This is a genomic window from Mesorhizobium sp. CAU 1732, from assembly GCF_039888675.1.
Lineage (GTDB): Bacteria > Pseudomonadota > Alphaproteobacteria > Rhizobiales > Rhizobiaceae > Aerobium.
On sequence record NZ_JBDQQR010000001.1, the window covers coordinates 1132859 to 1156879 of the forward strand.

General features: G+C 62.4%; 21 protein-coding genes and 1 tRNA gene. 14 read left to right on the top strand and 8 right to left on the bottom strand.

The genetic code is table 11. The features are described from left to right. The first annotated feature begins 83 nt into the window (after window positions 1-83). The 10 genes from AAFN55_RS05595 (at window position 84) to AAFN55_RS05640 (ending at window position 6230) form a co-directional block, all read left to right on the top strand. Window positions 84-518, top strand: a complete 435-nt coding sequence (locus AAFN55_RS05595; RefSeq protein ID WP_347797877.1) for a DUF2948 family protein — start codon at window positions 84-86, stop codon at window positions 516-518. Between the two features lie 14 nt (window positions 519-532). After that, a complete protein-coding gene (hisD, locus tag AAFN55_RS05600) occupies window positions 533-1831 on the top strand; it encodes a histidinol dehydrogenase (protein WP_347797878.1) in 1299 nt (432 codons plus the stop codon). Window positions 1832-1834: 3 nt separating this feature from the next. Next, complete coding sequence (locus AAFN55_RS05605) at window positions 1835-2317, top strand: UPF0262 family protein (protein ID WP_347797879.1); 483 nt, start codon at window positions 1835-1837, stop codon at window positions 2315-2317. 2 nt (window positions 2318-2319) lie between these two features. After that, window positions 2320-2775, top strand: a complete 456-nt coding sequence (locus AAFN55_RS05610; protein WP_347797880.1) for a low molecular weight phosphatase family protein — start codon at window positions 2320-2322, stop codon at window positions 2773-2775. 88 nt (window positions 2776-2863) lie between these two features. Next, window positions 2864-3082: a translation initiation factor IF-1 gene (gene infA / locus AAFN55_RS05615; RefSeq protein WP_006200926.1), complete on the top strand. Its 219-nt coding sequence runs from the start codon at window positions 2864-2866 to the stop codon at window positions 3080-3082. Between the two features lie 35 nt (window positions 3083-3117). After that, complete coding sequence (locus AAFN55_RS05620; protein WP_347797881.1) at window positions 3118-3747, top strand: Maf-like protein; 630 nt, start codon at window positions 3118-3120, stop codon at window positions 3745-3747. A 2-nt stretch (window positions 3748-3749) separates the two neighbouring features. Then, window positions 3750-3947, top strand: a complete 198-nt coding sequence (gene yacG / locus AAFN55_RS05625; RefSeq protein WP_347797882.1) for a DNA gyrase inhibitor YacG — start codon at window positions 3750-3752, stop codon at window positions 3945-3947. A 174-nt stretch (window positions 3948-4121) separates the two neighbouring features. Continuing rightward, window positions 4122-4197 (top strand) — tRNA-Phe (locus AAFN55_RS05630). A gap of 698 nt (window positions 4198-4895) precedes the next feature. Beyond that, on the top strand, window positions 4896-5534 hold the full coding sequence (locus tag AAFN55_RS05635; RefSeq protein WP_347797883.1) for an outer membrane protein: 639 nt from the start codon (window positions 4896-4898) through the stop codon (window positions 5532-5534). 330 nt (window positions 5535-5864) lie between these two features. After that, entirely contained in the window at window positions 5865-6230 is a 366-nt protein-coding gene (locus tag AAFN55_RS05640; RefSeq protein ID WP_347797884.1) for an N-acetyltransferase, read from the top strand. 284 nt (window positions 6231-6514) lie between these two features. On the opposite strand, the gene AAFN55_RS05645 is transcribed toward AAFN55_RS05640, so the two are convergent. Together AAFN55_RS05645 and AAFN55_RS05650 are read right to left on the bottom strand one after the other, a co-directional pair. Further along, window positions 6515-7210, bottom strand: coding sequence for a response regulator transcription factor (locus AAFN55_RS05645; RefSeq protein ID WP_347797885.1), 696 nt, complete (start codon window positions 7208-7210; stop codon window positions 6515-6517). Continuing rightward, entirely contained in the window at window positions 7207-8655 is a 1449-nt protein-coding gene (locus AAFN55_RS05650; protein WP_347797886.1) for a HAMP domain-containing sensor histidine kinase, read from the bottom strand. The genes AAFN55_RS05645 and AAFN55_RS05650 overlap by 4 nt, the downstream gene beginning before the upstream one ends. A gap of 359 nt (window positions 8656-9014) precedes the next feature. Here AAFN55_RS05650 and AAFN55_RS05655 point away from each other — a divergent pair, with 359 nt between their 5' ends. The 3 genes from AAFN55_RS05655 (at window position 9015) to AAFN55_RS05665 (ending at window position 17168) form a co-directional block, all read left to right on the top strand. Next, the gene (locus tag AAFN55_RS05655) at window positions 9015-15152 is read left to right on the top strand and encodes a putative Ig domain-containing protein (protein ID WP_347797887.1); all 6138 of its coding nucleotides are present in this window, start codon (window positions 9015-9017) and stop codon (window positions 15150-15152) included. A 459-nt stretch (window positions 15153-15611) separates the two neighbouring features. After that, entirely contained in the window at window positions 15612-16124 is a 513-nt protein-coding gene (locus tag AAFN55_RS05660) for a c-type cytochrome (RefSeq protein WP_347797888.1), read from the top strand. Window positions 16125-16289: 165 nt separating this feature from the next. After that, window positions 16290-17168: an alpha/beta hydrolase gene (locus AAFN55_RS05665; protein WP_347797889.1), complete on the top strand. Its 879-nt coding sequence runs from the start codon at window positions 16290-16292 to the stop codon at window positions 17166-17168. 42 nt (window positions 17169-17210) lie between these two features. Here AAFN55_RS05665 and AAFN55_RS05670 read toward each other — a convergent pair whose 3' ends face one another. From AAFN55_RS05670 to AAFN55_RS05690, 5 genes are all read right to left on the bottom strand, one after another. Further along, window positions 17211-18275, bottom strand: coding sequence for a TRAP transporter substrate-binding protein (locus tag AAFN55_RS05670; RefSeq protein ID WP_347797890.1), 1065 nt, complete (start codon window positions 18273-18275; stop codon window positions 17211-17213). Window positions 18276-18404: 129 nt separating this feature from the next. Beyond that, on the bottom strand, window positions 18405-19730 hold the full coding sequence (locus AAFN55_RS05675; protein ID WP_347797891.1) for a TRAP transporter large permease subunit: 1326 nt from the start codon (window positions 19728-19730) through the stop codon (window positions 18405-18407). Then, a complete protein-coding gene (locus AAFN55_RS05680) occupies window positions 19727-20239 on the bottom strand; it encodes a TRAP transporter small permease subunit (RefSeq protein ID WP_347797892.1) in 513 nt (170 codons plus the stop codon). Before AAFN55_RS05680 ends, AAFN55_RS05675 begins: the two co-directional genes overlap by 4 nt. Continuing rightward, window positions 20236-20361: a hypothetical protein gene (locus AAFN55_RS05685; RefSeq protein ID WP_347797893.1), complete on the bottom strand. Its 126-nt coding sequence runs from the start codon at window positions 20359-20361 to the stop codon at window positions 20236-20238. The genes AAFN55_RS05680 and AAFN55_RS05685 overlap by 4 nt, the downstream gene beginning before the upstream one ends. Window positions 20362-20669: 308 nt before the next feature. After that, window positions 20670-21548, bottom strand: a complete 879-nt coding sequence (locus AAFN55_RS05690) for a hypothetical protein (protein ID WP_347797894.1) — start codon at window positions 21546-21548, stop codon at window positions 20670-20672. 146 nt (window positions 21549-21694) lie between these two features. Between AAFN55_RS05690 and AAFN55_RS05695 the strand changes: the two genes are divergently transcribed. Then, window positions 21695-23014 carry an NAD(P)H-dependent oxidoreductase gene (locus AAFN55_RS05695; protein ID WP_347797895.1) on the top strand — a complete coding sequence of 440 codons (1320 nt, stop codon included), beginning with the start codon at window positions 21695-21697 and terminating at the stop codon, window positions 23012-23014. A 78-nt stretch (window positions 23015-23092) separates the two neighbouring features. On the opposite strand, the gene proC is transcribed toward AAFN55_RS05695, so the two are convergent. Continuing rightward, window positions 23093-23905: a pyrroline-5-carboxylate reductase gene (gene proC, locus AAFN55_RS05700; RefSeq protein WP_347797896.1), complete on the bottom strand. Its 813-nt coding sequence runs from the start codon at window positions 23903-23905 to the stop codon at window positions 23093-23095. Window positions 23906-24021: the final 116 nt, after the last annotated feature.

Below are 24021 nucleotides of genomic sequence, written 5' to 3' on the forward strand. Positions count from 1 at the left end.
TCTCTATCGCCCCCTCCGGTTGCGCTGCACATGAAGACGGCATAACACCGGGTTTGAACAATCCGGCCCGGATCGCGCACGCCATGGCAGACTTGAAGCTCGTAGCCCTCGACGAACAGGATTTGGAAATCGTCTCCGCGCACGTTCAGGACGCGGTGATGAAGGTCGGCGATCTGGATTTCCTGGCGGCGGACGGCCGTTTCGTGGTGGCGATGAACCGCTTCGTCTGGGAAAACAAGCGCAAGCTGTTTTCATCCCGTAACGAGCGCCGCCGCAGCGTTCTGCATTTCGAGGCGGTCAAGGCGGTGAAGACCGCCGGCTTTTCGCGCGACAAGGACGACGAAATCCTGTCTCTCCTCGCCATCAGCTTCGTTCCCGGCGACGCCCCCGCAGGGGCGGTCGAGATCACGTTTGCCGGTGGCGCCGCGATCCGCCTTGAGGTGGACTATATCGAGGCACGGCTCGCCGATCTCGGCGCGGCATGGGAAGCCGCCTCTCGCCCGCTGCACAAGAGCTGAGGCAGGGAGCGACGATGCCACTTCGCCTCGACCAGCGAGAGCCCGACTTTCAAGCACGCTTCACATCCTTCCTTGCGACCAAGCGCGAGGTGTCCGAGGACGTCGACGCGGTTGTCCGCGATATCATCGCTCGTGTCCGCGAGGAGGGCGACGCGGCGCTGATCGACTACACGCGGCGCTTCGACCGGTTCGATCTCGACGAGGATCGCATTGCGGTGAGTGAGACCGAGGTCGGCACGGCGCTGAATGCCGTCGAAGCCGAAACGCTGGATGCGCTGCGCTTCGCCCATGCGCGGATCGAGGCACACCATGCCCGCCAGATGCCGCACGACGACCGCTATACGGACCCGATCGGCGTCGAGCTCGGCTCGCGCTGGACCGCGGTCGAGGCTGTCGGGCTCTACGTGCCGGGCGGAACTGCCAGCTATCCCAGTTCGGTGCTGATGAACGCCGTGCCTGCGAAGGTCGCGGGCGTTGAGCGCATCGTGATGACGGTCCCAACACCCGATGGCGCGCTGAACCCGTTGGTGCTGGCTGCGGCGCGCCTTGCCGGTGTCTCCGAGATCTACCGCGTGGGCGGCGCACAGGCCATCGCAGCGCTGGCCTACGGCACTAGGACGATCGCGCCGGTCGCCAAGATCGTCGGGCCGGGTAATGCCTTCGTGGCGGCGGCCAAGCGTCGTGTGTTCGGCACGGTGGGCATCGACATGATCGCCGGCCCCTCCGAAGTGCTCATCATTGCTGACGGCACCAACGATCCCGCATGGCTGGCGGCCGACCTCCTGGCCCAGGCCGAACATGACGCCGCCGCGCAATCGATTCTCATCACCGACGATGCGCGCCTCGGCGACGCGGTGGCGGCTGAGGTGGAGCGCCAACTGGCGCTGTTGCCGCGTGGCGAAACCGCTGCCGCAAGCTGGCGAGACTTCGGCGCGATCATCCTCGTAGGCGACCTTGAGGACGCCATACCGCTGGCCAATCGCATCGCAGCCGAGCATCTCGAACTCGCCATGGATGACGCGGATGCGTTCGTGCCGAAAATCCGCAACGCCGGCGCGATCTTCATCGGGCGGCACACGCCCGAGGTGATAGGGGATTATGTCGGCGGGTCGAACCATGTTCTGCCGACGGCGCGTTCGGCGCGCTTCTCGTCGGGCCTCTCGGTGCTCGATTTCGTCAAGCGCACCTCGATCCTGAAGCTCGGCCCTGACCAGCTCCGCGCGCTCGGGCCGGCCGCGATCACGCTTGCGCGAGCGGAGAGCCTCGACGGCCACGCCGCGTCGGTTGCCATCAGGCTCAATCCCGAAAGCTGAGCGATGAGCGAGCGCGACCAAAACGCCCGGCTGGTCGATGTTGAACTGGACGAATCGATCGGGCGATCGACGCCGGACGTCGAGCATGAGCGCGCAGTCGCGATCTTCGACCTGATCGAGGACAACGCCTTCGCGCCTGTCGGCGATACGGGCGAGGGGCCGTACAAATTGCGGCTGTCACTGGCCGAGGCCCGCCTCGTCTTCGCGATCTCGCGCGAGGACGGCGAGACTGTCGTGACCCACATCCTGTCCCTCACGCCGTTCCGGCGGATCGTGAAGGACTACTACATGATCTGCGAAAGCTATTACGACGCGATTCGCTCGTCGACGCCGTCGCAGATCGAAGCGATCGACATGGGACGGCGGGGCCTTCACAACGAAGGGTCGCAAACCCTGCTCGATCGGCTGTCGGGCAAGATCGAGGTGGATTTCGACACGGCCAGGCGGCTCTTCACGCTCGTGTGCGTGCTGCACTGGCGGGGATAACGATGCCGCGTGACGAGGCGTCGCCGCTTCCGAAATCGATCCTGTTCCTGTGCGGGATGAACGCCATCCGCTCGCCGATGGCGGAAGCGATCGCGCGGGAAGCCTTGCCGAAATCCGTCTTCGTCGCCTCGGCGGGCGTTCGCGCAGGCGCGCGCGATCCGTTCGTCGATGCCGTGCTGGCGGAGAAGGGGTTGGCGCTTGGCGACCGCCAGCCGCAACGCCTCGACGATCTGGAGGACGCGTATTTCGATCTGATCGTCACGCTTGCGCCGGAAGCCCATCATGCGGCGCTCGAACTGACGCGGTCCATGGCAGTCGAGGTCGAATATTGGCCGACCGCCGATCCGTCCGGCGCAGCAGGTTCGCGCGAGCGCATCATGGATGCTTACCGGGATGTCTACGAGCGGATAGCCGCGCGAATTGCTGCCCGATTCGGCGCGTCGGACACGCCAAACTAGCGTGTTCACAAAGCGGGCGTAATCATATAGGTTCCGCCCAAATTTCCGGCCGGGCGGCCGGCGATGACAATCAAGACATGGGTATCGGATGCCGAAGGAAGAAGTACTCGAGTTTCCGGGAGTCGTCACTGAACTTCTGCCGAATGCGATGTTCAGGGTGAAACTCGAAAACGAACACGAAATCATTGCGCACACTGCGGGCCGCATGCGCAAAAACAGGATCCGCGTCCTCACGGGCGACAAGGTTCTTGTCGAGATGACCCCGTACGACCTGACCAAGGGTCGCATCACCTACCGCTTCAAGTAGCGGCTGGTCTCCCAACTCCGCCTCAGAGTTTTCAGATGAGTGTCTTCCAAAAGCTGGTGCTGGCCTCGGGTTCGCCCCGGCGGATCGAGCTTTTGCAGCAGGCCGGCGTCGAGCCGACCCGCATCTATCCGGCCGATCTGGACGAGACGCCGCTGCGCGCCGAGCATCCGCGCTCGCTCGCCAAGCGCCTGTCCCGCTCCAAGGCCGAAAAGGCGCTCGAGGGTCTGAAGCGCGACGGCGAGGCGGATGATTGCTTCATCCTCGCCGCCGATACGGTGGTCGCCGTCGGGCGACGCATCCTGCCCAAGGCCGAACTGGCAGAGGAGGCATCCAACTGCCTGCGGCTGCTCTCGGGCCGCTCGCACCGCGTCTATACCGGCGTGTGCCTGATCACACCGGCCGGCAAGGTGCGCCAGCGCCTCGTCGAGACCCGGGTGCGCTTCAAGCGCCTGTCGCGCGAGGAACTGGAAAGCTATCTGGCGTCGGGCGAATGGCGTGGCAAGGCTGGTGGCTATGCGGTCCAGGGCCTGGCGGGCACGTTCGTCGTCAAGCTCGTGGGCTCCTACACCAATGTCGTCGGCCTGCCGCTCTACGAGACGGTCAATCTTTTGACCGCCGACGGCTTCAAGGTGCATTTCAACTGGCTTTCGGGCGTGAGGGCCTGACGATGCCTGTGGTCGACGACAAGGTCACGCCGTTGCGCCCCAGGAGGCAGTGTCCGGAGTGCGGCAAGCCATCCTCGCGCGCCGACTACCCGTTCTGCTCGCCGCGCTGCAAGGATGTCGACCTCAATCGATGGCTGTCGGGCGCGTATGCGATCCCCGTCACCGAGGCCGAAGACAACCTCGACGACGAGGAGCACTGAGCGCGCTCGCGACGCGTTTCATGCCCGCATCCACGCTATGCGTAATAAGTCGTCGAAACAGCTTTGTTCACGCTGGACAGGTGTGAAACTCGTGGTATAACCCACGCGCTTTCGGGGGAAAACCAACGCCTCCTCGCAGGAAAGACGCTTCAAAAAAGCGCCTTCCAATCGGATGCCCAGATAGCTCAGTTGGTAGAGCAGCGGATTGAAAATCCGCGTGTCCGTGGTTCGAATCCGCGTCTGGGCACCATTCATTTTCAAAAGAAAATCAATGCCTTGCATCGAGTAAGTGGTCGTCGTTTCCGACATTCATGTTGCAAGCCACAATCAACCGTTTGCGCGGTTGTCACTGACACGTGGCACGTAGACGCAACATGTTTGCGATTATCCAGGCGTTGAGCCACGTTGCCGCAGCACGGGGCAGCCGGCATGAGAATTCAAGACATCTTCACCCCCTTAATCGCGGGGTCAAAGGGCAGCCGGGAAATGTCCCACTTGCCTCCCTGCGCAATGCCGAGCGTCGATTGCACTTCAGCATGCGACAGGACGTTGGAAGGTGTGACCGGGATCGAGTAGCGGCGACAGAGCGCGGCAAGCGCCTGCGGGATTGCGCATGGTGATCGGATGACTGCCGGCAGAGAATGAGGTCTTGATCGCGCTTGCCAGCTACACAGGGAAACGCCGAGCGAACCGCTGTTGCAGTTCAGGGTATGCGCTGCAGGCCCTTCTTTGCAGGAGCCTGGTTGAGGTCGATCGTCGGATGCCGCGCACCAGCTTACCGTCGCCCTCAATGAGGATGTGATAGTGCTTGCGGTCAGGCCACGTGCAGCACGCGGGCTGGCTTCTCTGCGCTCGTTCTAGTTGTGGTGTTGCATGATAGTTACATACACCGGCCGCCACCGTGGGTAGACTACCCCATCGCCCAGACAACTTTCAGGACATTTACCCATGAAGAAGCTTCTTCTCGTATCCGCGACCTTCGCCATGCTGGCAGCTCCGGCTTATGCCGCTGACGCGATCGTCTATGAGCCGACCCCGGTTGCTCCGATGGCTCCGGCTGTCTTCGACTGGACAGGCTTCTACGTTGGTGTCCAGGGTGGCTATGCGTGGACGCACCTCGGCAATGGCGCTGACATCGATCTCGATGGCGGGCAGCTCGGTGCCCATGCTGGTGCCAACTGGCAGTCAGGCGCTTTCGTCTTCGGCCTCGAAGCTGATGTCGATTACAACTGGAACGAGACTGATTTCGTCGTAATCGGCTCGCCTGCATTCGGGACGTTTGAACTCGACTGGCAGGGCAGCGCGCGTATTCGTGCAGGCTATGCTTTCGATCGCACCCTCGTCTACGTAACTGGCGGTGTTGCCGCCGGACGTATCGAGGGAACGCTCACCGACGCTGTTGGTGATTTCTTCCGCGAGACCCACACTGAAGTGGGCTACACTGTCGGCGCTGGTGTCGAGCACGCGTTTGCTGAAAAGTGGACGGGTCGCCTTGAATATCGCTACACCGACTTCGGTGAGTTCCACAACAGCGGTGTCGACGTCGACCAGCACGCCATCAAGGCGGGCCTCAGCTTCCGTTTCTAATACTTTTGGGCGAGAGCTTTGCCTCTAAGGCCGGGAGAAATCCCGGCCTTTTTCTAGCCGGGCCACGCCACAACCGGAGTTCGCCGATAAACATCGGCAGACTCCTCTTCTTCAACGGGTTCGAGATCGCGTGGAAGTTCGACCGGCCCGTCCGCTGTCGCCACCATCGGCGCACGAAACCCAACCGCGTGAGACGGGTTCGGGCCATGCGGTAAAATCAGCGACAGGTGGATTTTGCCATTGACCAAGCTGGCGATATTCTGACCGGATTCGCTCGTGAGATCGACGCCGGCTCGGCATCGAAGGGGCGGTCGTTGATGCCCTGAGGCTATGACCATCTCGTTGGCCGCAGAGGCCGACGGCGTGGTGATTGACCACATCGCCTTCTCGCCCGTCACGATGGGCGGACGGAGCGAGGAATGGTTCGGCCTCGGACCGGTCTCAGTTGATCCTGACCGTCAAGGAAATGGGATTGTCTCCCGCCACGTTCACGAAGGGCTGACCCTTCTGGAGGCCAAAGGGGCGAGGGGCTGCGTCGTGTTGGGCGATCCGCAACTCTACACGCGCTTCGGCTTCGAGCAGGATCCGAGGCTACGCTACGAGGGCGTGCCGCCCGGGTATTTTATGGCACAAGCCTTCGAGCTACCGATACCAGAAGGGTCCGTAGCCTACCCCCAAGCCTTCGACGCGAACTGAGCGGAACGTCCGCGTCCGTCAACGAACCCCGACATGGGCGCGGACCACATGCATGCTGGTCCGCGCCCATGTCTCTCATCTCGGCCGTTCGTGTCGGCTGGCCGCCAGTGATCTTGGAAGTCCGCTTCCGCAAGAGAGGCGTTGTCCATGTCAAACGTAGCTTCGGGAAATACCACTGCGGAGGTCGCGATGGAGGTCTCGGACTGTAGAACCGGCCCTGCCACTCCAAGCTGGCAGTTGTGATCTCATTGCAGCAATGGCGGACTTGAAATGTCGTGCCACCGCTATTGTACGATGACGGGGGCCGTGAAGGTATAGCCAACGCCATAGACGGCCTTGATCGGTACCGCGAGATTGATCTGTTCCTCTAGCTTGCGGCGTAGCCGACTGACGACGGCGTCGAGATGCCGGTTGTCGAAGTTCGCCCTGGGACGGGCAACGGTTTCTATAAGATCCTCGCGCTGGCAGATCTCGCCATAGTTGCTGCACAGCACACTCATAAACGCGAACTCGGTTGCCGTCAGTTTGAGCGAACGGTGATTGGGCGCGATCAGCATCCAGTTCGTGCCGTCGAGCACCCACTGATCATTGTTGCCGTTCGCAGAACCAGGCAGTTCTCCCGTCCGTCGCAGCAAACTGCGAATCGCAGCTTCGATCTCACGCAGTGTGCTGTGCTTGACCAGGTAGATGTCGGCACCGCTTTCAAAGCCACGGATGCGGTCATCGCTGTCGCCGAGCGCCGTCAGCATGATGATGCCGCAGGCATGTGACTCGCGGATTTCGGCTGCCAGCTCGAATCCATTCCCGTCGGGCAGCCCGACATCCAGGATGATGACAGCGGGCGAACCGCCGTCCGCGAGGGACTGACGCAATTCCCGCGCTGTCGCGACACCTTCGGCCGTAAAGCCTGTCAGCTCCAGGAAATCGGCCAGGTCCTTGCGCAGCCGGGGCTCGTCCTCGACGATCAGAATACGCGTCATGCCGTCAGTTCCTCCAGCGAAGATTGATCTGTCGCTTCGCTTGACAGAGGCAGTTTCACGATCGCCGTCATGCCCTGGCCGTCGTTGGCCAGCAACTGCAGCTTACCGCCATGGTAGACGAGCAGCTTGCGTGAAGAGTAGAGGCCGAGCCCGGTTCCGGTTCCGGCCATCGTATTGGAGGCCCGGAAGAAGCGCCTGCCGATTTTGTGACGCTCGGCCCGCGGAATGCCCATGCCGTGATCGCAGACTCGGACGACCACGTTTCCACCTTCCTTCCGTACATCGATATCGACCGGCGTGTTCTCCGGCGAATATTTGATCGCATTGTCGATGAGATTGATAAGGACGGTCGCCAGCATTTCGGGATCGGCGAAAAGCGAAACGGCATCGTCTTCGACGGTGAAGATCAGGCGCTCACCGCGTTCGGTCATCTCGAAATGCAGTCGCACATCCGCGATCAGGGAACCGACGCGTATCGTCTCCGGCCGGAACCCGCTGTCGCGATCATTGGCCATGAAGCGGTCGATCAGGGAAAACAGGCGATTGAGCGCCTCGCCAATTCCGACAATCCGTTCCTTCGTCGCTTCTGGTGACCTGTTCCCGACAAGGCCGATCATGTCGACCGCGTTGCGGATAATGGCGAGCGGGGTGCGGAACTCGTGACTGACGACGCGCATAAAGTCCGCCTGCTCATCGCGAAGAGCGCGTTCGGCCTCAAGGCTTGCGTTCAACCGGCTTTCCAGCCGCCGTCGTTCCTGCACCTCTCGCGACAAGGCCGCGTTTTTCTCACGCAGGTCGGCGGAGAGCCGGGAACTGACCATGAAGAGCAGGCAAGCAAAAAATGCGATCAGGAATAGCGTGCCTTGCAGCAGATACCAGGCATTGCGGTCGGCCAGAATCGGGCCGCTCTGAAAATCGGCCGGCAGCAGATACTCGATGACGCTCTGGATAATGCTGGCGGCCATATACTCGGCGAGTATTCCAATCGTTATCCAGCGCAGAAGCGTCGGCTGCGTGCGGTCTCGCATCAGCCCGAGGCACATTACCGACATGATCACGACGGTAAAGAAGGTCGACGTGTGGATGCGGATCGCTATGTTGCCCGGGTCGACTGCAACAGCGGCGCTCCAGGCAACGACCTGGAAAATGAGTAGCGAAACACCGATCCAAGTATAGCGCGGCTGTCCCAGAAAGCGGGCCAGTCCCTCGGCGAGCAGCACCAGCCCCAGCTTGATAACCGTATTGTGCAGCACGATAGCCAATGCGGCTGGTTCCGTCCCGCGAACGATCATCAGGAGAAGTCCGACAGCAATCGCGGCAAAACCTGCGGCAAGGAACTTGAGTTCGTAGAGATGTCGCCAAGCCTGCCAGACGAAAACCCAGGCGACCGCCTGCAGGCTTGCGGTTGCAAGAGTGACAACCAGAACGGTCTTGAGGTCAAGCATCCCTGAATGTTCGCACGGGGCCCCCTGCCGCACTTCTTGCCGCTTTGAGAGCTGAACCTTGCAGGAGTTGAGCGATGAGGCAAGTGCGGTGCGCGCGCTGCAAGCATTGGTCAGAATTCAATAGAATTGATCGGTGGAATTGTCGGTCGCCATGACCTTATCGTGATCTGGATTTCGATGCGGCACTGACAAATCCCTCCGCGAGGCGATCAGGTTCGCCTGACGGAGTGTCAAGATTTGGAGAGGATTGACCGGGCGATGCCGAGAGGCGCGTCGTGTGGGCGATCTTGCAACGCTCTCCGCCGCATGGAGAAGCGGTCGACCGCCCTGATGGTCGATCCATATCGGCGGGGGTGAGCATGACGTTTCGCGGTGGACGCCGGAACATCGTCACTGATGGCGGCAAGGGGTGTCCTGTCAAATCGCCATTGTCCCGGCTCGTGCTCTTCCTGGCGCTTCTATTTTCCGGGCTCGGTCTTGCCGCATCGGCACAAGCGCAGACGGCCATCGTCACATGGGATGAACCGGTACCGGTCTCGGCCATGGGGGGGCCTAGCGGTATGCTGAGCAGCGGCGATGCCGTGGACGTCGGCACGATTGTCGCGTTCAGGATCGATGTCCTCACCGGGATGACGTATCGCAGTCCGCCGAGTGGTTGCGACATCTCCCATGACGATGGAGACACGTGGCGCGCCACCATAACCGAGACATGCCACATCACCATCCAAACCAGTGCTATTACGATGTTCGCTATCGGGCCGACCGAGGTCGCGCTCGGCGAAAACTACACCAACAATGTCATTGTAAGCGGCGGCAACAGCCCATTCACCTTTACGCTGGCGTCTGGAGAACTGCCGGATGGCATCAGGCTTTCCGATCGCGGCACGCTGTCGGGAGCGCCGAGAGAAGAAGGACGTTTCGATTTCGCAATTCGCGCGACAAATGAATACGGGCATTTCGGCACACAGTTTTTCACGCTGACGGTCCTCGGCGCGGGCGCCGCGCCAACGATTACCAACGTCTCGCCGTCCACAGGCCCGGCGGAGGGTGGCACCAGCGTGGTCATCACCGGCACGAACCTGACCGATGCGACGGCGGTGACTTTCGGCGGTGCCCCGGCGGCCAGCTTCGCGGTGATCACCGATACGGCGATCACCGCCATAACTGAAGCGCATGCGGAAGGTCCGGTCGACGTGGCGGTGACGACACCCGACGGCAGCGCCACCGCGGCAGGCGCATTCACCTATGACGCTCCCGTGGTGCTGTCGCTGTCGATCGACGACGTTTCCGTTGTCGAGGGCGATTCCGGCAGCACCTTTGTCACCTTCAACGTAACGCTCGATCGGACCGTGCCGCAGTTTAGGGAGGTGACATTCGATATCGCCACGGCTGACGGTACAGCCACCGCAGGGGTCGACTACGTGGCCCTCAGCGGCACCGGCGTCAGCATCGGTCCGGGGTCTATCGGCGGGCCTGTCACGGTACAGATACTCGGCGACACACTCAGCGAACCGAACGAAACCTTCTTCGTGAACGTAACCAATGTCGTCGGAGCGACGGTGGTCGACGGCCAGGGAGTGGGGACGATCGTCGACAACGATACGTCGGCAGCGCCGACCGTCTCGTGGTCCGTATCGGGGGGAACGTCAACCAATGCGACCGCGACCGTAGGAGGGGCGCCGCTCATGTCGGGCGATCCTGTTCCTCTGAATTCGGTCGTCGAGTTTCTGGTCCTGCCGGCAAATGGGGGTACCTATACCGAAGCCCCGACAGGTTGCGAAGTGCAGTACGTCAGCAGTAGCGCCAGTGGCGATCTCTGGCGAACCGGGCTGATCACCGTGGATTGTGCGGTCTCGTTCACGGTCCGGTGGGTCGAGATGTTGCCCCCTAGCCAAAATGGCTTGGCCGCCACGCGCGGCCAAGCCTATAGTGTGCAGTTCACGATCGGGAACGATTATGGGCCCTTCACAGACTGGTCGTGGTTGCAAACTGTGGGAAGTTTGCCCGCCGGCCTGAGCCTGGATAGCGCGACAGGCCTGCTCTCTGGAACACCGGCTGAAACGGGAACTTTTACTTTCGTTGTCGACACCAGGAATGGCGCGGGACATCACGATTTCTTGGGATACACGCTGACGGTCGCCGAGCCTGCGCCAACGATCACCAGCATCTCGCCGACCAGCGGCCCGACGGCCGGTGGCACGAGTGTCGTCATCACCGGCACCAACTTGACCGGGGCGACGGGGGTGACTTTCGGCAGCACGGCGGTGATAAGCTTCACGGTCGACAGCGCCACGCAGATCACCGCCACGACATCGGCGCATGCGGAAGGCGCGGTCGACGTGGCCGTGACCACGCCCGGCGGCAGCGCTACCGCGGCGGGTGCGTTCACCTATGAGGTGCCTGCCTCGAACGACGCCAGTCTTTCAAACCTCTTGACTAGCGCCGGCACTCTGAATCCGGCCTTTGCTCCCAGCACCACTGGCTACACGGTGTCCGTTCCGAGCGCCGTCAGTTCGCTAACCCTGACTCCGACGGTCGCGGATGCCGGTGCGACGATCACCGTCAACGGCCAAAGCGTCACATCGGGATCGGCTTCATCGGGGATTTTACTCGTAACTGGCGACACAGCCATCACGGTTGTCGTGACGGCACAGGACAGGACGACGACAAGAACCTATACAGTCACTGTCACACGCGCCGAACCAACGATCACCCTCGGCCCGAACGCGCTGCCGGGCGGATCGGCGGGCAGCGGCTATGGGCCGGTGACCCTGACGGCCAATGGCGGCACAGGGCCTTACAGTTTCGAGGTGACGGCCGGCAACCTGCCTGCAGGATTGTCGTTCAGCATCGGCGGAGAGTTCAATGGCACCCCAACCGTGGCCGGAAGCTTTACGTTCACGGTAACCGCAACCGACGACAACGGATTCACCGGCACCCGCGAGTACACGCTCGCCATCGACGCGCCAACGATCACGATCGGTCCAGACACACTGCCGGGCGGATCTGCAGGCGTGACCTATGGACCGGTCGCCATGACCGCCGATGGCGGCGAAGCACCCTACGCCTTCACCGTGACGACCGGCGATCTGCCTGAGGGCCTGTCGCTCGCCACGACCGGCGACCTTGGCGGTACGCCGACCGAGGCCGGAAGCTTCACCTTCACGGTGACCGCAACGGACGACAACGACTTCACCGGCGCCCGTGAGTACACGCTGGCCATCGATGCGCCGGCGATTTCGATCGATCCAGACGCGCTTGCGGACGGTGTGGCTGGCTCAGCCTATGGACCGGTGGCCATGACCGCCGAGGGCGGCGAAGCACCCTACGCTTTCATCGTGACTACTGGCGATCTGCCCGAGGGCCTGTCGCTCGCCACGACCGGCGAGCTCAACGGTACGCCAACCGAGGCTGGCAACTTCACCTTTACCGTAACCGCAACCGACGACAACGGATTCACCGGCACCCTCGAGTACACGCTGGCCATCGATGCGCCGACGATTACGATCAGTCCAGACACACTGCCGGGCGGATCGGCAGGCGTGGCCTATGGACCGGTCGCCATGACCGCCGATGGCGGCGAAGCACCCTACGCCTTCACCGTGACGACTGGCGATCTGCCTGAGGGTCTGTCGCTCGCCACGACCGGCGAGCTCAGCGGCATGCCAACCGAGGCCGGAAGCTTCACCGTCACCGTGACGGCAACCGACGACAACGACTTCACCGGCACCCGCGAGTACACGCTGGCCGTCGATGCGCCGACGATCTTGATCGATCCAGAGGTGCTTGCGGATGGTGTGGCCGGCTCGGCCTATGGACCGGTGGCCCTGACTGCCGACGGCGGCACCGGGCCTTACGGTTTCAAGGTGACGGCTGGAGACCTGCCCGAGGGTCTGTCGCTCGCCACGACCGGCGAAATCACGGGCACACCGAACGAGACTGGCAGCTTCACCTTCACGGTAACGGCCACCGACGACAACGACTTCACCGGCACCGGTGAGTACACACTGGCCGTCGATGCACCGACGATTTCGATCGATCCCGACATGCTTGCGGACGGGATGGCCGGCTCGGCCTATGGGCCCTTGGCACTGACCGCTGACGGCGGCAACGAGCCTTACAGTTTCGAGGTGACGGCCGGCAACCTGCCTGCAGGATTGTCGCTCAGCATCGGCGGAGAGTTTAATGGCACCCCAACCGTGGCCGGAAGCTTTACCTTCACGCTAACCGCAACCGACGACAACGGATTCACCGGCACCCGCGAGTACACACTCGCCATCAACGCACCGACGATCACGATCGGTCCAGATGTGCTGCCGGGCGGTGTGGCAGGCTCGGCCTATGGACCGGTGGCCGTAACCGCCGATGGCGGCGAAGCACCCTACGCCTTTACCGTGACGACCGGCGATCTGCCTGAGGGTCTGTCGCTCGCCACGACCGGGGAGCTTAGCGGTACGCCGACCAAGGCCGGAAGCTTCACCTTCACCGTGACGGCAATCGACGACAACGACTTCACCGGCACCCGTGAGTACACGCTCGCCATCGACGCGCCGGCAATCGCGATTGATCCGGACATGCTGCCGAACGGGATGGCCGGCTCGGCCTATGGACCGGTGGCCCTGATCGCCGACGGTGGCACCGAGCCTCACGGTTTCAAGGTGACGGTTGGAGACCTGCCCGCAGGACTGTCACTCGGCACTGACGGCAAACTCAGCGGTACCCCAACCAAGGCCGGAAGCTTCGCCTTCACCGTGACCGCTACAGACGAAAACGGATTCACCGGGTCGCGGCAACTCTCGCTGTCGCTCAGCGCCCCTGAGATCGAAATATCGGTGCCGCCATTGCCTGACGGCAGGGTCAATGCAGTCTATGAAGTGGTGCAGCTGTCTGCCTCAGGAGGCACCGCGCCCTACCAGTTCGCCGTGACCGGGGGGGGCCTGCCTGAAGGCATCGTCCTTGCGGCTAACGGCGCATTGTCCGGGACGCCAACGGAAGCCGGCGACTTCTCGGCCACGGTGACGGCCACCGATGGTCTCGGTTTCACCGGTACTGCCAATCTTTCCATCAAGATCCGGAACCTCAATGTTCCGGTCGCCCGGGACATGACATTGGAGGTCATGGCAGGAACCAGCGGCTCTATTGATCTCACGAAAGGAGCGACCAACGGCCCGTTCACCCGAGCCGATATTGCTGTCTATCCCGCGACCGAGGCAGGCAAGGCATCCGTCAGGGGCGATCGCGCTGCCTACATGCTGGATTTCGCGGCTGCCGGCACCTTCGCGGGATCGGCAAGCCTGCAATACACGCTGTCGAACGCAGATGGGCGCTCGGCCCCAGCGACGGTGACACTCAATATCATCGCGCGCCCCGATCCGTCGCAGGATCCCGAGGTAATCGGCCTTTTGACGGCTCAGGCAGAGGCGGCGAAGCGCTTCGCCAGGACGCAGACGGATAATTTCAACCGCCGCCTTGAGCAGCTTCACGACGAAGGCGAGCGCCGGCGCAATTCGATGAGCGTCAATATCGGCCTTACGCAGCGCGATTCAGATCGGGCAGCCTATGCTGAGGAAGACGAACGCGATCCGGTCGCGGACGCCTTCCGCAGGATGGACGCCGGCAAAAAGGAAAGCGAGACGCCTGCTTCCGGTTCTGCCGACTACAATCCTCTCGGCAACTTCGCGGTCTGGTCGGGCGGCTATGTCAATTTTGCGGAAAGCGACAACGGAAGCATCGATCTCGACAGCACGCTGGTAGGCGTTTCCGGGGGCGTGGACTATCGCTTCACTCCCAAATTCGTGGGCGGCCTCGGCTTCGGTTACGGCCGTGACAAGACCGATGTCGGGGGCAATGGAACGGAAAGCCGTGGGCGGGCATGGTCCATGGCCGCCTATGGCAGCTACAAGCCGACGCCTGAGATATTCATCGACGGCCTGATTGGCTACGGCCTCATGGATTTCGACAGCCGCCGCTATGTCACGGCAACTGGAGATTTCGCCACGGGATCGCGCGGCGGGCAGCAGATCTTCGGTTCGCTGACAGCCGGCTACGAATATCGTCAGGACCGCTGGCTGCTCTCGCCATATGGAAGACTGGAAGCCTCTCGCTCCAAACTCGATGCTTTTACGGAGAGCGCCGGCGGCATATGGGGCCTGACCTATGGCGACCAGACCATCGACACGCTTTCCGGCATCCTTGGGCTTCGGCTCGAATACGCGTTGCCGATGGACTGGGGCGTCTTCAAACCTCGCGCCAGGCTCGAATACACCCACGATTTCGAGGAATCGAGCCGCGCGAGCCTTGGCTACGCCGATATCGGCACGCTGCCGTATTCAATCGATATCGATCAGTTCTCCAGGGACCACCTGACAATCGGACTGGGCTTCGACGCACAGATCGGCGACGCCTGGAACCTCGGTTTCGACTACCAGACCGCCTATGGAAGCGGCGGGCAAAGTCAGGAGCACACGTTAGCAGTCAAGATAGGAGCCCGTTTCTGAGGCTTCAGCAAGGTGTTCTGGGCGAGACCGGCACCATTCCACCATCAAGGTGGTGGCGCAGCTAAAATAAGCAAGGGGAGCGATTGTTGCACACGGGTGGCGCAGATGGTGTTCCCAATGAGTCGCCCAGCCAAGCATCCGACGTGAGGCGCGGCACATATTTTCAAATTGATTAAACGCGTTAAGGTCTCGATAACCGTGGCCTGCCACCTTGCGCGGCAGTCCGGGGGGCTTCTCGAAAGAGGAACCCTATGCTTGAACGATACCTGAACTACGCTGGCATCGCCTTCATAGTTGCCTGCTCGATTGCGTTCTTCCTTACCGCTCAAGCTTGAGCGGTGCTGCCGTCGCTTGCCCATTTCACCCCTCAGCCTCGCGCAGATTGGCGCGACCGTTGCGAAGACGCGCACGACGTGCACAATCGGAACCGGCACGGAAGGGTAGGGAACGTTCGAGGGCATGACGGCCTCCACGAATCGACGATCGCTTATCGCCACAGGCACGGCCTGTGTGCTCGCGCTTATCTGCGGATCGGGGTGGGCCGCCTACCAGATGCAGGCCCGGTCGGGTGCGCAGGACACGTTCCTCTCATGGGACGACCCCCAAATCGTTTCGGCCGGCATGCCGCTCTATGAGCAGAATTGTGCTGCCTGCCATGGCTCGCTCAAAGTTGGCGCGCCCCCGGCGGCCGGCGCGACCAGGCACGACGCGACCGGCCATACCTGGCAGCACCCTGACTACGCGCTGTTCCAGCTCATTCGCGATGGTGTCGCCGTCGCCTCGTGCATGCCGGTGGACGAGAAGGACATGCCGCGCTTTGCGTCGATTCTGAACGACGCCGAGCTCGTCGCGGTGCTCTCCTACATCAAGTCGACCTGGCCGCAGGACATCCGTGACCATCACGACAAGGTCAACAAGATGTATGCCGGCTACAACCGCGCCGTAGGTGACATCATCACGGCTGGAAACTGATCTCGCGGCGTTCTCACCTGTCGCCAATCTCGGAACATAGTTGTCGGCGATGAGTTGCTTTCATGAGGCGATTGGCGAGCCATATCCGATGCTTGCCGGCAATTCGCGCGTTTGAACGAAGGGATACATCTCCACCGATGGCGAGCAGGTTTTCACATCGTCGGCATGTCGAACTCTGACACCGACGCGACATCGCCGGGTGTCGGGCGCGGTCGTATCGTGAAGCGTGTGCTGGCCGCGATCGGTGTTCTTGGGGCTATGAGTGTCGCTGCGCTCGCCGTCGTCCCCGAGCATATCCTCTATCGCCAACGCCTCCTGTTCAGCATCCTCGATCTGAAGGCCGAAGCTCCGCTCCAGGCGCTGGATTATCGAACCTATGATGGGCTCACGCTGCGCTCATGGTACATCCCGCCGCGCGACGATCGTCCGATGATCGTGTTCTTCGCTGGTCGTGATGGCGACATCTTGCGCAAGCCGCAACATCTGATGGAATTGACCAAGATCGGCTATGGCCTGATCCTGGTCGGGTATCGCGGCTATGGTGGGAACCCCGGCTGGCCAAACGAAGCTGACATGTATCTCGATGCGTCGTCATTGCTCGTGCAGGCGCGCGATGCCGGCCTGGAAGGCACCGGTTTCGTGCTCTACGGATACTCGATGGGTTCGGCCTTCGCGGCCAACGCGGCCGCCCATTCAAGGCCGCTCGCGCTCATTCTGGAAGCGCCGATCAGCAATTTCCTCGACGCGGTGAGGCAGCAGGCGGGTCTCGTGCCGTCATGGCTCGTCCGGACACGGTTCGACAACGTCACCCGTGTCTCCGAGGTGCAGGCGCCGGTCCTTCTGATGGCGGGCGGGCAGGATGCCATCACGCCGCCATGGTTCGCCCTGTCGCTGGCGGCGGCCAATCCGAACTTCGCTCAGGTGAAGGTCTTCGAGGAGGCCAATCATTTCAGCATCATCCGGCTTGGGGGGCGCAACACCGTCGCCGACTTCCTCGCCGAGATCGAAAAGCGCAACGAGCAGCAGCAGCTGCCCACCGCATAAGAAAACGCCCCGGAGTCTCCTCCGGGGCGTCTCTGCTTCCGCCTATGCGTAGCGGTAGGGCGCGCCCGCACCGCGCATCGTCTCCTGGTACTTTTTCAGGATATCGACCACCTTCTTGGTACGTTCGCTCGTGCCCGCAACCTCGTCCCAGAACTTCAGCGCCTCGTCCTCGACCGTCTTCCACTCGGCTTCCGGGATCGTGGTGAGTTCGAGCTTGCCACCGGTCGTGCGGTAGTGCGCCTCGCCCCACCAGTACCAATGCTGGCGATAGTAGTGCGACTGGTCCATCGCCATCTGGAAGAGCGTCTTGAGGTGATCGGGCACCGCCTCCCACTTCTCGGAATTGGCGAAGAACGAGCCGGCCCAAGCGCCGTTGATGTTGTTGGTGAGGTAGTACTGGTTGATGTCGGCCCAGCCCACCGTGTAGGCCTCCGTCGCGCCACACCATGCGACGCCGTCGAGCTCGCCCGTCTGGATGGCGACCTCGATGTCTTCCCACGGCAGCGTCACCGGCACGATGCCGAAGCGCTCCATGAAACGCCCGCCTGTCGGGAAGGTGAAGACGCGCAGGCCCTTGAAGTCCTCGAGCGAGCGGATGGGCTTCGTGGTCACGAAGTTGCAGGGGTCCCACGCGCCGGCCGACAGCCAGGTGACGCCGGGGATTTCGGCATAGGCCTCTTCCCAGATTTCCTTCAGGCCATACCAGTTCCACAACACGGGAACGTCGAGGCCGTAGCGTGAGGCAAAGGGGAAATACGCGCCGAAGACGGACACGTCGACCGGCGAAGCCATCGAATCGTCGTCCGACTGCGCCGCGTCGATCGTGCCCTGTTGCACCGCGCGGAAGAGTTCGCCCTGCGGCACAAGCTGGTCTGCGGTGTAGAGGTCGATGATCATTTCGCCATTCGCCGCCTTGTTGAAGGCGTCGATCGACGGCTTGATCACATGTTCGGCCAGTGCCGCGCCGGCATAGGTCTGCAATCGCCAGCGGATCGGCGACTGCGCGCGCACGTAGGGCGTTGCCAGCGCGGTCGCGCCGACCGCGCCTGCCGTCGTCATGCCCGCCTTCCTGAGGAAGTCGCGCTTCGTGATGATGTTCTTCGTCATGTCGTATCTCCCATCTGTTGCATTCGGTACGGAGTTCCCTTTTCCGACGCGGTTCCTTTCCCTGTGAGCAAATCCTCTTCTTGAGAGAGGTTGGGTCGTGGACCAGGCATTCCTATCAGCCCCTCATTCCTATCGGCCCATGTAGAGGTTGGGCAGCCACAGCGCGATCTGCGGAAAGACCATCAGGATCGCGATGGTGAGCACCATCATGAAGAAGAACGGGATGATCGACCGGTAGATGTCCGGCAGAGTGATCTCGGGCGGCGCCATCGCGCGCATCAGGAAGAGATTGTAGCCGAAGGGCGGGGTGATGTACGCGATCTGGCAGGTGATCGTGTAGAGAACGCCGAACCAGACGAGATCGAATTCGAGCATCCGCACCAGCGGAATGTAGAGCGGCGCGACGATCACCAGCATCGCAGTATCGTCGAGGAAGATGCCGAGGATCACGAACGAAACCATCATCGCGATGAGGATTTCCCAGCGGTTCAGGTCCCATGTGTTGAGCAGCAGGCTCTCGATCGCGCGCACCGCGCCGAGCCCGTCATAGACGGAGCTGAAACACAGCGCGCCAAGGATGATCCAGAGGAACATGCAGCTCACCGAGAGCGTGTTCCGCGTCGAGGATTCGAGAACCGTGCGGTTCAGGCGACCCGTAACCAGTGCCGCCAGAAGCGCCAGAACGGCGCCCACGACGGAGCTTTCGACGAGGCTCGTCACGCCCGTCATGAACAGCCCCATGATCGCCGCGAAGATGCCGAGCGGCAGAATGCCGGCGGTCAGAAGCCTGTATTTTTCCGCGCGCGGGATGGCGTCGAGCTCTTCCCTGGGGATGGCAGGCCCCATCTCCGGGTTCATCCGGCAGCGGATATAGATGTAGATCGTGAAAAGCGTCGCCATCAGCAGACCCGGCACGATGCCGGCGAGCCACAATTGCAGCACCGGCTGGCGTGCGATCATCGCGTAGAGAACCAGAACGACGCTGGGCGGGATCAGGATGCCGAGCGACGAGCCGCCCTGGATGACACCCGTTACCATGATCTTGTTATAGCCGCGCTTGAGCAGTTCGGGCAGGGCGACGGTCGCGCCGATGGCCATGCCGGCGACCGACAGGCCGTTCATGCACGAGATGAGCACCATCAGCCCCATCGTGCCGATCGCGAGGCCGCCGCGAACGCCGCCGAACCAGACGTGGAACATCCGGTAGAGATTTCCCGCAATGCCGGATTCCGACAGGATGTATCCCATGAAGACGAAGAACGGCACGGTGATGAGCGGAAACCAGTTCAGCACCTGGATGGTGGCGTTGAACGGCATCTCCGCCGAGCCCTTGCCCCAGAGCGCAAGCGCGGCGGCCGCCCCCACGAAACCGATGACGCCGAAGACCCGCTGGCCGGTCGCCATCAAAAGCAGCATCGACGCGAACATGAAGACGGTGATCAGCTCCGAACTCATGTGAGGGGCTTCCCGCGTGCGATGGCGATGTCCTTGAAGAGCGACGAGATGCATTGGAGCAGCATCAGGAAGATGCCGAACGTCATGACGGCCTTGATCGGCCACATCGGCGGCGCCCAGGACGTGTAGTTCTTCTGGTTGTAGGACCAGGCATACTCGGTCGAAGACAGCCCGCCATAGAGGAGGACCCCAAGATAGAACAGGATGAAGAGGATGGTGATCGCGTCGGTCACGGCGCGGCGGTACGGCGAGAAATTCGAGTAGAACAGATCCATGCGCACATGGCCGTCGAGTTGCAGCGAATAGGCCCCGCCGAGCAGGTAATAGGCTGCCAGCAGGAACTGCGACATCTCCATCACCCAGTTCACCGGCATGCCGAGCACCACGCGCGAGAAGATCGCGTAGAGCATGATCCCGCCCATCACAAACAGGAGGTTCATCGCGAAACGGCCGACCCAGCGGTTGAACGTGTCCACGCAACGGACGTAGAGCGTGACCGCCTGCCTCAACGCGACGCCTCCCTGCCGACGCCGCACCCCGAAGTATGTTCGCAGATGATCAGGAAAGGACCTGAAGCATCGATGCCGAGCACGTCGACAGTGGGTTCGCCCGCCGCTCGACTGCCGGTCATGCCACCGTCTTCTTGCCCATCGAAGTCTCCCGCTCTCCACGCCATCATTTCAGAGCGACTTGGACAGTCAAGGACGTTTTGACGCTTTCTCTTCAGCGGGTCGCCGTTGATGCATTCTGTTAACAGCATGTTGGTCTGCGAGATGGACCGGCTGTAGGAGAACTGGCGTGGCCGATCGGTATAATCTGACCGGTGCTGTGCGCATGCGTGCAGGCTTCGATGGTTTGATACGCGCCCAGCATCAGTTGGCATGAAGATGCATGAGGACCTCTTCGCCGGGACGCTCGTTCCGGGAATTCGTCTGAGATCTATTCGCCGACGACCCGCAATACGTGTTCGTTGGCCTGTGGCAGGTTCTCGCTCTGAACCGCGTCACCCTGCGCGATTGCCTCGCCAAGCTTGACGCCGATGACCGCGAACATTTTTGCCGCGTCCTGGTTGCGGCGCGCAGCGACGAGCACGCCGCTCATCGTATGACGTGCCGCCTGCAGCGCATTCAGGATGTCTTCGGCTGACATGTCGTCGCGTACGTATCGGTCGAGCGTGCTGTCGATGAGGTCGAGATCGCTCTCGATCCGGCTTGTAAGAGCGGTTGCGCGCGCACCGAGTTGGGATGAAGCAATCGCGATCTCGCCTGCCTGCGCCGTGAACACTTCGGACTTCGCGGCCTGCATGTCCCGCATTTCCTGAAGCGTCGATGCCACAGCGTTGAAATCCTGCGCCAGAGATCTGTGATCCTGCGGCAGGTCGACCTTGATGCGCGTGGAATAGTCGCCTTCGGCAAGCCGCCTGATTCCCGCTCCCATCAGCGAGGCCAACGCTGCCTGAACCCGCATCGATGATTGACGTGCAGCGATGCTCTGCCGTGCAGCTTCGACCGCCAGCGTGACCTCACGGCCTTCACCGGACGCGGTGGCTGCACCGGGTTCCTGATCCGCGATCCGTCCCACGGCTTCCACCGCGTCGCTCAGCGTCTTCTCGATCGCCGTACGCGAGGCAGCCCATGAGATTGCCGAGACGAGCGCGGCGGGCAGCGCGAGCGACAGCGCCATAAGCGAGTAGCTCGGAACCAGCGCACCGTCGGCTGTCGCAAGCGTCAAGACGATGCCCGATGCGCACAGGCTCGTCAGCGCAGCAGTCAGAGCGACCTTCGCCGAGGCGGTTGGTTGTTGAATGCGCTTGGCCATCGCTGCGGGGTTACCTTCGCCGAAAGCCCATCCTCGCAGAACAAGCTTGCACGAACTTTGCGCCGGATCGCATGGTCTCCAACTGTTGACAATCCGCATGCCTGCTCGTCTATCTCGGCGAAAGAGCATGAAGCATTGGAGAACCGATGACCAACGTCGCACTGACGGGACTTGCCCGCGATCTCGCCAAGCGCGAAGAGGCTGGTCGGCCCGTGCGCATCGGCCTCGTCGGCTGCGGTGAAATGGGCACCGACATCGTCACCCAGGTCGCGCAGATGAAAGGCATCGTGGTTTCCGCCATCGCCGACACGCGCGGCGAGCGCGCCCGCGAGGCCGTGAAAATCGCGCAGCGACCCGCCGACAGCGCAGGCGAGGCATCGTCCATGTCAGCCATGACCACGCTGATCGAAGCGGGAAAGACCGCGATCGTGCCGGATTCGTCTCTCGTGGCGACGCATGATCTGGTCGATGTCGTGATCGACGCGACCGGTAAGCCCGCCGTCGGGGCCGAGATCGGCATCAAGGCCATGGAGCACGGCAAGCATCTGGTGATGATGAATGTCGAGGCCGACGTCACCATCGGCGCCTATCTGAAGCATGCGGCGCAAAAACTCGGCGTCGTCTATTCGCTCGGCGCGGGCGACGAGCCGTCATCCTGCATGGAACTGATCGAGTTCGTCTCCGCGATGGGGCACAAGGTCGTCGCGGCCGGCAAGGGCAAGAACAATCCGCTCAACCACGACGCGACGCCTGACGAGTATCGCGCGGAAGCCGAGCGCCGCAACATGAACCCGCGCATGCTGGTCGAGTTCGTCGACGGCTCCAAGACGATGGTCGAGATGGCCGCGATCGCCAACGCCACCGGCCTCGTTCCGGATAAACCGGGCATGCACGGCCCCGCGGCCACTCGCGACGAACTGTCGAGCGTGCTGTGCCCGGTCGAGGATGGCGGTGTTCTGTCGCGCAAGGGCGTGGTCGATTTCTCGATCGGCAAGGGTGTCGCGCCGGGCGTCTTCGTCATCGCGGAGATGGCGCATCCGCGCCTGCGCGAGCGCATGAACGATCTTAAGCTGGGCGAGGGGCCGTACTACACCTTCTTCCGCCCCTATCATCTAACGAGCCTCGAAGTGCCGCTGACCTGCGCGCGCGCCGTGCTCTACGGCAAGGCCGACATGGTGCCGCTCGACAAGCCTGTCGCGGAGGTCTGCGCCGTGGCCAAGCGGGACCTAAAGCCGGGCGACGCGCTGGATGCGATCGGCGAATACACCTACCGCTCCTGGATCATGACGGTCGGGGACGCGCGGAAAAACGACGCGATCCCTTGCGGATTGCTCGAAGGCGGCACGGTCACCCGGCCGATCGCGAAGGGCGAACTCATCACCTATCGCAACGCCGCGCCAGACGCGCAGTCCGGCCTCGTGATCCTGCGCAAGAAGCAGGACGAGCTGGTGGCAAGTCTGGGGTAGCGCGACGTCTCTTCCTTCTCCCCGTTCACGGGGAGAAGGTGCCCGAAGGGCGGATGAGGGGCAGCGCGGCTTCTCAGGTTATTTCCCCAGCTCGACCGAGCGCTCTTTCGCCGCCTCGACGGCTTCCGACACGAGCTTTTGCAGCCGATCGCCCTCCATGAGCACTGACAGCGCCGCCGCCGTCGTGCCGTTGGGGCTCGTCACCTGCTTGCGCAGTTCGGCGGGCTCGTCGCTGCTTCCAGCGGCGAGCGCCGCCGCGCCATAGACGGTCTGCATCGCAAGGCGCTTGGCGGTTTCCTGCGGCAATCCCGCGGCTTCGCCCGCAGACGCCAGGCACTCGATGAAGTGGAACAGATAGGCGGGGCCGGAGCCTGACACGGCTGTGACGGCATCCATCAGCGCCTCGTCGGCGATCGTCTCGACTTCGCCGCTGGCCGAGAGGAGTTCGCTGACGAAGGCCGAGGTCTCAGGTGTGACATTCGCGTTCGACACGACCACCATCATGCCCTTGCCGACCGCGGCTGGCGTGTTCGGCATGCAGCGCACGATCGCGGCATCCGAGCCGAGCAGCGTTTCGAACGCGCTGATCGGCGTGCCGGCGGCAACGCTCAAAAACGTCGCGGTCTTCGAATAGCGCGCATAGGCGGGCAGGATGCTGAGGATCACCTGCGGCTTGACCGCGAAGATGATCAGGCGCGGCGCGATGTCGGCCCTGAGTTCCTCGACCGTCGCGAGAGCCGTAACGCCGAGGGCAGCGGCGCGCTCACGAAGCGCATCGGCCGGTTCGATCACGCCGACGTCGCCCGTCGCCAAGTGGCCGGCATCGAGCCAGCCCTTGAGCATCGCGTAGCCCATATTGCCGCATCCGACGAGCAGTACCTGTAGCGACATCGTCCTGAACTCCCGCGTGCTGATGGCCGAGACGGACCCTGGGTCACGACTCGTTGAATGTCCATTTGATATCGGATCGGCCTGGAAAAATTAACCATTTGTTTTCCATCGTTGTT